At 33.6% G+C, this 12,247-nt stretch carries 10 protein-coding genes, 1 tRNA gene and 1 pseudogene; 10 read left to right on the forward strand and 2 right to left on the reverse strand.

The window, feature by feature from the left end:
- The first annotated feature begins 1 nt into the window (after position 1).
- The 4 genes from STERM_RS01925 (at position 2) to STERM_RS01940 (ending at position 4,351) form a co-directional block, all read left to right on the forward strand.
- A complete protein-coding gene (locus STERM_RS01925) occupies positions 2–1,084 on the forward strand; it encodes a pyridoxal-phosphate-dependent aminotransferase family protein (protein ID WP_012859869.1) in 1,083 nt (360 codons plus the stop codon).
- A gap of 73 nt (positions 1,085–1,157) precedes the next feature.
- Positions 1,158–2,888 carry a phosphoenolpyruvate carboxykinase gene (locus STERM_RS01930; protein WP_012859870.1) on the forward strand — a complete coding sequence of 577 codons (1,731 nt, stop codon included), beginning with the start codon at positions 1,158–1,160 and terminating at the stop codon, positions 2,886–2,888.
- A 183-nt stretch (positions 2,889–3,071) separates the two neighbouring features.
- Positions 3,072–3,956, forward strand: a complete 885-nt coding sequence (gene lgt, locus STERM_RS01935; RefSeq protein ID WP_012859871.1) for a prolipoprotein diacylglyceryl transferase — start codon at positions 3,072–3,074, stop codon at positions 3,954–3,956.
- Between the two features lie 11 nt (positions 3,957–3,967).
- Positions 3,968–4,351, forward strand: a complete 384-nt coding sequence (locus tag STERM_RS01940) for a pyrophosphohydrolase domain-containing protein (protein ID WP_012859872.1) — start codon at positions 3,968–3,970, stop codon at positions 4,349–4,351.
- A gap of 49 nt (positions 4,352–4,400) precedes the next feature.
- On the opposite strand, the gene STERM_RS01945 is transcribed toward STERM_RS01940, so the two are convergent.
- Positions 4,401–4,838 carry a VOC family protein gene (locus STERM_RS01945; protein WP_012859873.1) on the reverse strand — a complete coding sequence of 146 codons (438 nt, stop codon included), beginning with the start codon at positions 4,836–4,838 and terminating at the stop codon, positions 4,401–4,403.
- Between the two features lie 375 nt (positions 4,839–5,213).
- Between STERM_RS01945 and STERM_RS01950 the strand changes: the two genes are divergently transcribed.
- From STERM_RS01950 to STERM_RS01975, 6 genes are all read left to right on the forward strand, one after another.
- Complete coding sequence (locus tag STERM_RS01950; RefSeq protein ID WP_012859874.1) at positions 5,214–6,527, forward strand: OmpP1/FadL family transporter; 1,314 nt, start codon at positions 5,214–5,216, stop codon at positions 6,525–6,527.
- Positions 6,528–6,567: 40 nt separating this feature from the next.
- Positions 6,568–6,644, forward strand: a tRNA-Arg gene (locus tag STERM_RS01955).
- A 283-nt stretch (positions 6,645–6,927) separates the two neighbouring features.
- Entirely contained in the window at positions 6,928–7,194 is a 267-nt protein-coding gene (locus STERM_RS01960) for a transposase (protein WP_012859875.1), read from the forward strand.
- A gap of 394 nt (positions 7,195–7,588) precedes the next feature.
- Positions 7,589–8,398 (forward strand): Cof-type HAD-IIB family hydrolase, encoded by an 810-nt coding sequence (locus tag STERM_RS01965; protein WP_012859876.1) that lies wholly within the window; start codon positions 7,589–7,591, stop codon positions 8,396–8,398.
- A 59-nt stretch (positions 8,399–8,457) separates the two neighbouring features.
- Positions 8,458–9,234 (forward strand): Cof-type HAD-IIB family hydrolase, encoded by a 777-nt coding sequence (locus STERM_RS01970; protein WP_012859877.1) that lies wholly within the window; start codon positions 8,458–8,460, stop codon positions 9,232–9,234.
- A gap of 402 nt (positions 9,235–9,636) precedes the next feature.
- Positions 9,637–10,464: an SDR family oxidoreductase gene (locus tag STERM_RS01975; RefSeq protein WP_012859878.1), complete on the forward strand. Its 828-nt coding sequence runs from the start codon at positions 9,637–9,639 to the stop codon at positions 10,462–10,464.
- A 583-nt stretch (positions 10,465–11,047) separates the two neighbouring features.
- On the opposite strand, the pseudogene STERM_RS22455 reads toward STERM_RS01975, so the two are convergent.
- A pseudogene (locus tag STERM_RS22455) lies at positions 11,048–12,144 on the reverse strand (IS3 family transposase).
- Positions 12,145–12,247 lie beyond the last annotated feature (103 nt).

Consider the following 12,247-nt stretch of genomic DNA (forward strand, 5'->3'; position numbering starts at 1 on the left):
GATGAAAAAGAAGGTATTGCTGACACCCGGTCCCACTAATATTCCGGAAAATCTTCTCGGAGTACTGGGGACTGACATAGTACATCACAGAAAAGTAGACTTTCATAATGTTATGAAAGAGCTGAATGAAAATTTAAAGAAGATTTTTAAGACCAGAGAGAATGTATATGTGTTGACGTCATCCGGAACCGGCGCAATGGAGGCAGCTGTAGTGAATTATTTCTCCAAAGGCGAAAAAGTACTTGTGATAAATACCGGGTACTTTGGCGACAGATTCAGGAAAATAGCCGGAATCTACGGACTGGAACCGATAAATCTGGAATATGAGTTTGGTGAATCATATAAATTAGAGGATGTAAAAAAAGCTTTGGCTGAGAATCCCGATATAAAAGGAATTTTTATGACTCACAGCGAGACGTCCACAGGAGTTCTCAATAATGTAGCGGCAGTGGGAGAGCTGACCAAAGATACGGATATTCTTCTGGTAGTAGATACTATCAGCGGACTTGTGGCAAATGAATTTGACTTTGACGGCTGGAATATAGATGTAGCAGTGGCAGGAAGCCAGAAAGCATTTTTGATACCTCCGGGGCTGGCATTTCTTGCAATGAGCAAAAAAGCAGGAAGAGCTGCAGAAAAGTCAGATATTCCCAAATATTACTTTGATATAAAACAGGCTGAAAAAGCTTTTGAAAGTAAAAGTGAAACTCCTTATACCCCAGCTATAGGTCTTATAATTGCAGCAAATGTTTCCTGCAGAATTATAGTGGAAAAGGGAGTAGAGAATATAGTAAGGGAAAAATATGAACTTAGAAAGTATATTGAACAGAAGCTTTCTGAACTGGACTTCAAAATTCTTGTAAAGGATGAAGAAAACAGAAGCAATACTTTGATCTCTGTGGTAAAAGACGGCATAAAGATAAAAAATGTAATCAGAAGCCTCGAAGAAAGAGGTTATACAGTGACAGGAGGAAAGGGAGATTTCGAGGACAGTCTTATGAGAGTAGGAATACTCGGGGAATTTTCCAGAGAGGATATAGATGAGTTTCTTGCTGTTCTTATTGAAGAGCTGGAAAAACAATGATCTTATCTAAACAGGAGCTTTTGAAAAAAAGCATAAGTATATTAAATAAAAACAAAAAATAAAGGAGAAAAATATGTTAAATGAATTTTCGCTGAGCAGAGGAAGAGCAATGATAAATTTTACTCTAAAATACTGCGATACATCAGAAAAATTACTGGACAGCTACGGGTTCAGAAAAGTAGTAGAAGTTTTTGTAAGAAGACTGAAAAAGAGAGAAGGGTTGATATACAATTTTTATCTTGATGCATTTCATACGGATGATGCTTTGAGTGATGCAATGATAGAAGTATTTAAGCTTCTTACTGTTTTTGATATAGAGGAAGTCCTGAAAGTAGATAATAAATATTCTGTATTCTTTGAGGATAAAAGTCTGTTTATAGAATTAATAGAGTTGCTATACGGATACTGGAGAAGACTGGAAAGATTTACTATTGTAAGAAACAAAAGACTGGGAGAAGGACTGCAGAGTGTAAGATTTTCACAGGCTAATAATAACTTTAACGAACTGGTACTGGCAACATACAGAAGAATAGAAGAAACAGTAATGGGTTACAAACACAGGGTTTACAGACAGCTTAACGCAGGTGCTAACGCAGGTCTTACATTAAACGATATAAGCTGGAACTGTCCTATAGAGTATAGAGGACTGAGCAGAATTCCTTTTATAGGCTCTGTAATACTTCATCCGCCTTTTATTTCTTATTCAAAAAGAAATACAAGAGAAGGTTTATTTCAGAAACATAATAAAAATCCTCTTGAGAATATAGTTTTGAATGAGGATGACTGGTTTGTTTATCCTGCTAAAGTAGGAGATCTTCTGACATTTGTCTTTTTTCACAAAGATTTCATGGCACACGGTCTTACACTTGCCAACTTATTTGAGCTGGCAAAAGAAAGTGAATACATCGGGAAAAAACCTGATATGATTTATCTCTTCGGATATCCTGACGGAGAAAATGAAAAAAGAACTTTTTATCATAAAGATACAAAAAATGATATCTTAATAGGATATGCTAATTACACAGATGAAATAGATTATTTCGGATATATGAAAAAAATGCTTTTAACTCTGCATAATATCAAAAAAATTGACGAAGGCGATCTTCCGATACATGGAGCTATGGTAAATATAGTTCTTAGAAACGGTAAAGAGTCTAATATAGTAATTATGGGAGACAGCGGAGCAGGTAAATCAGAGAGTCTGGAAGCCTTCAGAACACTGAATGAAAAATATATAAAGCATATGAGAATAATATTTGATGATATGGGATTCCTGAAACTGGAAAATGACGGGAAAATAAAAGGGTACGGAACAGAAATAGGAGCTTTCGTGAGGGTAGATGACCTTGAGTCAGGTTATGCATTCGAGCAGCTTGACAGAGGTATATTTACTAATCCTGACAAAATAAATGCCAGAGTTACTATTCCTGTATCTACATATGAAATAATCTCAAAAGGTTATGAAGTGGATATAATGCTTTATGCTAATAACTATGAGGATTCAGAAAAGAAAATAAAATTCTTTGAAGATGTAGATCAGGCTATCGACGTATTTGAAGCCGGGGCAAGAAAAGCCAAAGGTACTACAAGTGAAAAAGGTCTTGTAAAATCATACTTTGCAAATCCTTTTGGAGCTATACAGGAAAGAGAAACAAATGAAAAGCTTGTTAGGGAATATTTCCATAAAATGGCTGAACAGGGAGTCCAGATAGGAGAAATTAATACATCGCTTGCAATAGAAGGGAAGGAAAAGGACGGACCTAGAAATGCTGCGGAAGAATTATTTCAGCTTATAAATCAATAATAAAATATAGTAATAAAACGGCTTTTACAGCCGTTTTGTTTTCTTTGCAGCAATTTCTATGACAAATAAAGGCTTTAAGCTATAATTACGGTATTCTGATAAAAGATATAGCTTAAAAAATTAGATTTTTTGTGATATACTAAGATGAAAAAATATCAGACTGACTTTAGGATGGGAGACAAAATGAAAGCATATATAGATCTTGGTTTTATAAAAATACACTATTACAGTATTATGTATATTATTGCGTTTTTTCTTGGAATATTTATAGCCGGAAGGGATATAGTAGCCAAAGAAAGAGGAGTAAAGGATAAAAAAACAATTGAGGATTTTGCATTTTGGGTGATGATATCAGGCTTGATCGGAGCAAGAGTATATTATGTTTTATTTAAGCTTAGTATGTATAAAGATAACCCGCTTTCTGTTTTTGCAGTATGGGAAGGCGGACTTGCGATACACGGCGGAATTATAGGGGCATTTATAGGTGCCTGTATATTTGCCAAAAGAAAGAAAATGAATTTGTGGGTACTTACGGATATGGGGGTAGGACCTTTATTAATAGGACAGGCAATAGGAAGAATAGGGAACTATGCCAATGGTGAAATAGAGGGAGTTCCTACATTTACACCATGGAAAGTTATTTTGAACGGAAATTTTGAACAATGGTGGGCACAGTATCAGTCTATGTCTATGGAGATGCAGTCAAAGTTTAAGGAACTGGTACCTTGGGGAATAGTTTTCCCGAGCGGGACTTCTGCAGGTGACAGCTTTCCGAACTTTCCCCTGCATCCGGCTATGTTTTATGAATCTATCCTTAATGTAATAGGTTTTTTGCTGCTTTGGTTTTATTTCAGAAAAAAGAGATATAATCCGGGTGTACTTTCGATGATTTATCTGATTATGTATGCTCTGATAAGAAGCTTTGTGAGTTTTTTCAGAGTGGAGGATCTGTCATTTTTCGGAATCATAAGAGCACCGCACCTGATAAGTATAATAATGTTAATCCTGGCAGTGATAGGAATAAAGTATTTTAATAAGGATAATACTAAAAAGGATTCATCGAAATAGGAGAGATAGCTATGAAAAAGCAACTGGATAAGGTTTCTGAATTTCACAGAACATTCAGACTGGGAATCGAAAAACAGCCTGTTTCTACGCTGGAAAACGGTAAAGCCAGATTAAGATATGAGCTGATGAAGGAAGAAAATAACGAATATATAGAGGCGGCGGAAAACGGTGATATTGTAGAAGTAGCCGATGCTCTCGGAGACATGCTTTATATCTTATGCGGAACAATTATAGAACACGGCATGACAGAACTTATAGAAGAGGTATTTGACGAGATCCACAGAAGCAATATGTCTAAACTGGGAGAGGATGGAAATCCGGTATACAGAGAGGACGGGAAAGTTATAAAAGGGCCTAATTTCTTTAAGCCGGATATTGCTAAGATAATTAAATAATAAAATATAGAAAACCGGCAGTCAGCCGGTTTTTATCTTAAAATATAAATTATTCTGTAATTACAAGCATATCATTCTTATCAAAAATCCATGAATCAGCATAAGCAACTTCCCAGTAATAACCATCCAGATCGGTAAAGTATCCTCCGTAGCCTCCCCAGAATGTATCATGAGCTTTTTTCACCACTTTTCCTCCCAGATTTTCTATTTTATCAAGTATTTCATCTACTTCCTCTTTTGTTTTGGTATTATAGGCAAGAGTAATTCCCGGAAAAGCCGAGCCTCTGTGTTTTAAATCAGGAACATTAACATCTTCCGCTAATCCTGATAAAGGATACAAAGCAAGCTTTGTTCCGCCGTTATTGAAAAAAACAATAGCGGGATTTTCTTCATTTACAGGAGTTTTAAAGCCCAGACCATCTCTGTAGAATTCAAGAGATTTTGATACATTTTCTACACCAAGGGTAATTATGTTGATTCTGTTCATAAATACACATCCTTTCAAAATTTAGGCTTTTCTTGTAGATCATTTATTCTATAATATAACATAAAGAAATATATGTAAAGTAATAAAAAAATAATATTGATATTTTACTCATTTTTTATTTAAAAAAAATAATATATAAGAATATTAATTTGTCATACTTATTTTTATATTTATATTATTTTTAGTATAGATAAAGCGGAATACTGAATATTTATTCCAGAAGTAATTAATTTTACCATGAAATTATAATGTATTGTTAGATAAGTCTGTATTGGATTTTTTATAATTTTTCTGATGATCAATATTTTTTGTTTGCATTTCAAGAAAACAAGTGTTATATTACAGTAGTATTTTTTAAATTTTTAAGGAGAAGAAATGAAAAGAATTTTTTTATTTGTACTTGTAATTTGTACTTCGATGATAGTGAATTCTGCAAGTATTGATTACTTAATGAATAATTCGGCTGCATATCTGGGAAATCCTTCTCAGGCAGGAATTATTTCAGTAGACGGAGCTTTTTATAATCCGGCAGGACTTACACAGCTTGAAGACGGTACATATATTAACATAAACGGACTTTTTTCCGGAGTGGAAGAGTCTATGAATTTATCCGATAAAAAATTTGATGCCAAAGATTATCCGATGGCACCAAGTTTTAATCTTGTGTATAAAAAAGATAAAAGTGCATTTTATCTTAATACCAGCGTAATTGCCGGTGGTCCGCATCTGAATTTTAAAAGCGGGGTAGCCGGTTTGGAGCTTGCTGCACAGGCTTTTAACAAGCTTGATCCTTTGGCAGGAACAGTAAGAGCTTTAGATGCAGAGCTGAAAAACGGAGATTTTGAGGGAGAAAACAGGTATTATCAGGGAATCATAGGCGGAACATATCAGCTAAACCGTGTACTGTCAGTATCTCTTGGAGGGAAGTATGTATATTCTGTGAGAAAGCTGGAGGGAGATGCCGAGTATTCTTTTTATAAGGGGAATCCTATAGGGGCATCTATAAACGGAAATGAGCTCCATATAAAGTCTAAAAGGGAAGCAGACGGATTTGGAGGGGTACTGGGATTAAATATAAGAGTAAATGAAAATCTGAATATAGGAATGAAGTATGATACGCCGGTAAAGCTCACTTTCGATACCAATGCCACTGAAGATAAGAAAATGTATATAGGAGCTTTGGGGAAAAATCTTGGTATTTCTGATTTTTATCCTACTTACAAAGATGGCTACAGTGGAAGAAGAGATCTGCCGGGTGTGCTGTCTCTTGGCATTTCGGGAAAAGTGAACAGGTTTACTCTGATGGCCGGATATAACCGTTATTTTAACAAGGCCGCCAATATTGATAATGTGGATTATGATGACGGAAATGAGGTCAACTTTGGTTTGATGTATGATATAAATGAAAAGTTTACATGGACGGCAGGAGTTAATTTTGCTGATACCGGAGCAAAAAAATCAAGCTATAACGATGTGGAATTCTCATTGAATTCTCAGTTTTACGGAACAGGGGTTATTTATAAGCATGATGAGAAAAATGAATTTACTTTTTCTGTTTCATACATACATTATGATTCGGAAAATGGTGAAGATGAAAATTTTCTTGCCGGAACAAAGCTTGAAAAATCAAAGGTTACCTATAAAAAAGGGATAATTGGTATGGGTATCGGATATACTTATAAATTTTAGTATTGAAAATAGTGTGAAAAATTGATATGATAATAGTGTTGCACTCGTAGCTCAATAGGATAGAGCATCTGACTTCGGATCAGAGGGTTAGGGGTTCGATTCCTCTCGAGTGCGCCACTTTTTAATCCAATATCTAAAATTAGAACTGAATCTCGATGTTATCAATATTTTTGATAACTTTTTTTATTATTAAGTTCAATATTTCTTTCAATTCATCTATATATCCGTCTTAGAGATTATTTATGAGATATTCTAATGTTGTGATATGATCTTCAGTTATTTCTTTTTTTTCTTTTCTTCTATTTGAATTTTTATATTATCTTTTGATGGTGTTACACTAAAAACCTGGACAAAAATAGCTTGCTGATGTAAGATAAAAAATTAAGGAGCTGAGTCCAAAATGAGAAAACAAAAGAATTATGATAATGTATTTAAACAGACGATACTAAAATTACATGAAAATGGGAAGAGTTTGAAAGAATTATCACGTGAATATCTTGTTTCTACACAAAGTATAGGAGCTTGGAAAAAAGCATCAAAAAAAATAGGAACAGAAAAAGGGAAGGGTATAGCATACGAAGAATTACTGGAATTAAGAAAAAAAGCAAAAGATCTGGAACGTGATAAAGTACTAGACTTATATCACTGTTTTTTATATAATATTTAGTGTGTACAAAATAAAAATAGGGATGAGAAAAAACAGCACAAATGTTTATTTTTCATGCTTTTATGATACAGGAAATTCGTTCTTCTATTGAAATCTTTGACGTTACAGAAAAGTATGCTTTATGGAGAATTTTATTAAGAATGCAGTATACGATGATTATGACCGTCTGGTACAGTTGTGTGATGTGCTGGTGTTACCGACTGGTTTCTACATTCTGGAAAAGCGGTTTGTAGATATAACGATCCGCTATGGTGTTTATTCTCTTATACCGTTACTTGCTGGAAGAAAATTTTAGAGGTCAAAGCGGATTTTGAGGCAAAAAAGACAGTGTTCTATTTATGACCTGCTGCCGAGAGTAATAGAAAACAGTTTGAAATAGAGGAGGAAACTAGCTATGAATTATGATATAAAAATGGTTGCTGTTGATATTGATGGTACGTTTGTTCATTCTGATTACACTTATGATATTCTACGGTTCCAACGTATCTTATCCCGTATGAATGATGCTGGATGTCACTTTGTAGTTGCAAGCGGAAACCAGTATTATCAGCTGAGAGATTTATTTCCGGGATATTATAACGAACTATCCTTTGTGGCTGAAAACGGCGCATTTGTAAAAGATGGACAGGAGCTTATCTTTACTGCAAATATACCAAAAGATACTGTTGATGCCGTAATTGATGTTTGCAGGGATTATCCAGAAATATCAAATGTTTTGTGTGGGGTGGAAAGTGCTTACTGCCAGCGTGGTACTGTAAGCCAGGAGTTTTTTGACCTCACAGCTATCTATTATCACCGCTTGAAATGGGTGGATGATTTTAAAGAGGTAAAAGATCAGATTCTGAAATTTGCTCCGACTGTTCCGGAGGAAAAGACATATTTTTACTATGACATCTTCTGCGAAAGGCTCAAGGGGAAAGTAGAGCCTACAACTAGTGGACATGGATCAATAGACCTGATTGTTCCAGGATGCCATAAAGCATCTGGTCTCAAACGGCTCACAAAACGATGGGGTATCTCGCCGGAACAGTGTGCCGCATTTGGAGATGGCGGCAATGATATCGAAATGCTGAACTACTGCGGATACAGTTATGCGATGGAAAATGCCTCAGACAGTGTGAAAGCAGCGGCAAAATTTGTGTGTCCTTCCAATGAAGAAGATGGTGTACTTGCCACGCTGGAGGAGCTTTTTGGTTTGATTTAAAACTGGAGGAAGTTATATGATACAAGATTTATTATAAATAACCTTTGAGGAGACATAGAATGAAAAAAATAAAAATTGCGTTTTTTGATATTGACGGAACTTTAATTGATATGAATACGAAGAGGATTTCTGAAAAAATGCTGGAAACATTGGTGCGGCTGAAAGAGAACGGGATAATTCTCTGCCTTGCAACCGGAAGATCACCAATGGCATTGCCCCATTTTAAAAAAGTCGAATTTGATGCGTTTTTAACATTTAACGGCTCTTATTGTTTTAACTCCGAAAAAACTATTTTCAGTAATCCGATTCCAACAGAAGATATTAAGCAGTTAATTAAAAACGCAACAGAAATAGGCAGGCCGATTTCTGTTGCAACAAAAGAACGACTAGGAGCCAATGGAGCGGATCAGGATTTGGTTGATTATTTCGCACATGCAAATCTGGAAGTGGAAGTAGCTGATGACTTTGATACCCTGCTTCAGGAAAAGGTCTATCAGGTAATGATGGGCTGCTATGAATCAGATTATACATATATGATGAAAGATATCAGAAATGCCAAAATTACTGCTTGGTGGAACAGAGCAGTAGATATTATTCCGGCTGATGGTGGAAAAGGAAAAGGAATCGAAAAGGTGTTGGAATATTATCATTTTGATAAATCCGAAGCGATTGCATTTGGAGATGGCAATAATGATATTGAAATGTTGCAAAGCGTTGGAACAGGTGTGGCGATGGCTAACGGTTCGGATCAACTAAAAGTGGTGGCAGATGATGTATGTGGGTATGTTGCGGAAGATGGAATTTATCATTATTGTTTAGGACATGGATTGATTTAATATGTTTCAAAATAAATTTTATACGGAAGTCAGTAACTATGCCATGCCGGTTTGCCGGAAGTGAAGTTTAAATACCAATTAATAAATGAACATTGTAGAGGAAACGTGTAAAGATTCGCACAATCCGCCGTCTGGTGATATCTGCCAGTGAGCGGATATTTTTTTGTGTTAGTTCAATCAAAATTCTGTGATTTTTTTTAATAACGTCTTGACAATATCTGAATTCAGATTTTGGAATGGCAACAAAAAAGTTAGACAGTTTTTTTAGTTTATTTTTTAAAAATAATAATTGTAAAAAGTTAATTGAAAAGCTCATATGAAATATAATTTTAAAATTCTCTTGACATAAACCAGACTTGATAGTGTACGATAAGTATAAATCTAAAAAAAGGAGATATAATAATGACTAAAAAAGTATGGTTAATAACAGGAGCATCGAAAGGAATAGGTTTAGCAGTGGCAAAGTTTTTATTGAAGCAAGGTGATTCAGTTATTGCTACAAGTCGTAATGAAAAAAGGCTGATAGAAAAGATTAGTTCAGAAATAGATAATTTTTTACCATTGAAATTAGATATAACTAATAAAAATGATGTTTTTGAAGCTATAAAAACTGGAGTGAAAAAGTTCAAAAAAATAGATGTTTTAGTAAATAATGCTGGTTATTTACAAGCAGGTTCCTTAGAGGATACAAGCAATGAGGAAATTCGTAGTGTATTTGAAGTTAATGTTTTAGGAACAATAAATATGATAAAGGCTGTAATACCAGAAATGAGAAAACAGGGAAATGGTCATATTATTAACACTTCATCAATTGCTAGTATAAGATCTATGGCGTATGAAACGATCTATTCTTTAACAAAATTTGCTGTTAATGGGTTAAGTTCAGGACTTCATGAGGAAGTCAAACGTTTTAATATAAAAGTAACTAATGTTTTACCTGGTTTCATAAGAACTGAATTTTTAGAAGATACATCCTATAAAATAGCCAATATTGAAAATTCTGTTTATGATTATAAAGAGGGGTTAAAATTTCTAAAACAAATGAATGGGAGACAGAATGGAAATCCATTAAAAATTGGAGAAATTTATAGAACTCTTGTTGAAATGGAAAATCCGCCTATTGAATTGATGATTGGCACAGATGCTGTTGATATAGCTATAAAATATTCAAATGAGCGTATTAAAAATACAAAAAGGTATAAAGAATTGTCAGAATTAGCTGATTACTAGAAAAAATTGAATTAACTGAGTTTACATTAGAAAAATCAAAAGATATAAGACTACTTAAGATAAAAGAATGTCCAATTCAAATAGAGGTAAAAGTAAGTAACATAAATATAAGAGATTGGTATGCAATAATAGAACTTAAAGTGTTATCAGTATATGCTGTTGGGAGTATATTAGATGTAGAAAATTATATTGATTCAGAAAAATAGTTTGAAAATTTATAATTATGAGATGACTGATAAAAAGTACGGCTTCCCCAAGTCCGTACTTTCGCACCATGTATACCCGTGCAGTTTTTATTTAAGATAAATTTTAAAGGCTAGTGGAGTCCTATTTAGAATAGTAATTCTTTCAATTAAGAGTTTAAATAATTTATAAAAATCCTCACGATCAGAATCCTCCATGTTTTCCAGAACAGATTGGAGGATTTTTAAATTATTTTCTTTTTCCTCTGTCAATTTCTGATTTTCTATAACATTTTCTAGGTTTCTAGCTTCTTTTGTAAAGTAATTTATTTTTCCATCTATTCCTTCTATAAAGCTTCCTAAATCTTTTTTGGAATGGCAACAAAAATTTAGACAGTTTTTTAAAGTTTGTTTTTCAAAAATTCTACAGGGCTTAAATATCCTAATGTAGAATGTATTCTATAATTGTTAAATCAATTAATGTAGTCTTCTAATTCATTTAAAGTACTAAATATACTGTTATTAATAAATTCTGTTTTAAATATTTTAAAAGTAGACTCTACTACTGCATTATCATATGGATTTCCTTTTCTACTCAAAGACCGTGATATTCCAAAGGTACCAAGGGCTTCATCGATAATGTGATTATTAAATTCACTTCCTCTCTCTCTATGAAATATCTTTATCTTTTTCAAATTCACTTTTATCCTTGCCTGAGCTCTGTATACTAGTTCTGCATTCTTTTTTCTTCCTACACTGTATCCAACTATCTGTCTGTTAAAAATATCAACAAAAAGACAAATGTAGTTCCATTTGCTGTTTACCCTAACATATGTGAGATTACTTACCAATATTTCTGGAGGTTTTTTACTTTTAAATTCCTTATTCAAAAGATTACCAGTCTCATTTTCCGATATTTTGATATTAACAGGTTTGTAACTGGCTTTTGTATAGCTTGATACAAGACCTGATTTTTTCATTTTTCTACTGATTTTTCTTCTTGAAACTATATATTTTAATCTAGAAAGTTCAATTTTTATCTTTCTAGTCCCATAATTATTTCTACTATCTTTGAATATTTTTTTTATTGTCTGTTATAAAATATCTGTATCTTCTTTTTTTACTGGTTTATAACAGTAAGTACTTCTTGACATTTTGAGGACACAGCACATTGCTGATACTGAATATTTATGTATATTTGCTTTTATTACACTTATGCTCAAGCCAAGATCAGTGCTGCTTGCTTTATGATATCATTTTCCATTTCCAATTCTTTATTTCTCTTTTTTAGTTGGATATTTTCCAGTTCATTTCTGTTTTCTTTTTCTTTAAAGGATCCGCTATTGTCATATTGACTAAGCCATCTCCCTATTACCGATACAAGAATATCATATTCTTTTGCTATATCTGATTCGCTTTCTCCGTTCTGGTACAACTGGACTATTTGTTTCTTAAAAGTAGATGTGTAATTTCTTCTCTTTCTTTTTATCATAATCATTTTATATTAACTTATTTTTTCTGTCCAGTTTAATGTAACCCATCCACAAAAAGAAAACGGCGGATTGAAATTTGATGTTTCAAAACCGCCGTAAGGCTACTGT

The organism is Sebaldella termitidis ATCC 33386 (assembly GCF_000024405.1).
GTDB classification, from domain to species: Bacteria; Fusobacteriota; Fusobacteriia; order Fusobacteriales; family Leptotrichiaceae; genus Sebaldella; species Sebaldella termitidis.

Bases quoted from the DNA above. Each gene is read 5' to 3' on its own strand.
- STERM_RS01925 (WP_012859869.1), top strand. From the start codon at position 2: ATGAAAAAGAAGGTATTGCTGACACCCGGTCCCACTAATATTCCGGAA.
- STERM_RS01930 (WP_012859870.1), top strand. From the start codon at position 1,158: ATGTTAAATGAATTTTCGCTGAGCAGAGGAAGAGCAATGATAAATTTT.
- lgt (WP_012859871.1), top strand. From the start codon at position 3,072: ATGAAAGCATATATAGATCTTGGTTTTATAAAAATACACTATTACAGT.
- STERM_RS01940 (WP_012859872.1), top strand. From the start codon at position 3,968: ATGAAAAAGCAACTGGATAAGGTTTCTGAATTTCACAGAACATTCAGA.
- STERM_RS01945 (WP_012859873.1), bottom strand. From the start codon at position 4,838: ATGAACAGAATCAACATAATTACCCTTGGTGTAGAAAATGTATCAAAA.
- STERM_RS01950 (WP_012859874.1), top strand. From the start codon at position 5,214: ATGAAAAGAATTTTTTTATTTGTACTTGTAATTTGTACTTCGATGATA.
- STERM_RS01960 (WP_012859875.1), top strand. From the start codon at position 6,928: ATGAGAAAACAAAAGAATTATGATAATGTATTTAAACAGACGATACTA.
- STERM_RS01965 (WP_012859876.1), top strand. From the start codon at position 7,589: ATGAATTATGATATAAAAATGGTTGCTGTTGATATTGATGGTACGTTT.
- STERM_RS01970 (WP_012859877.1), top strand. From the start codon at position 8,458: ATGAAAAAAATAAAAATTGCGTTTTTTGATATTGACGGAACTTTAATT.
- STERM_RS01975 (WP_012859878.1), top strand. From the start codon at position 9,637: ATGACTAAAAAAGTATGGTTAATAACAGGAGCATCGAAAGGAATAGGT.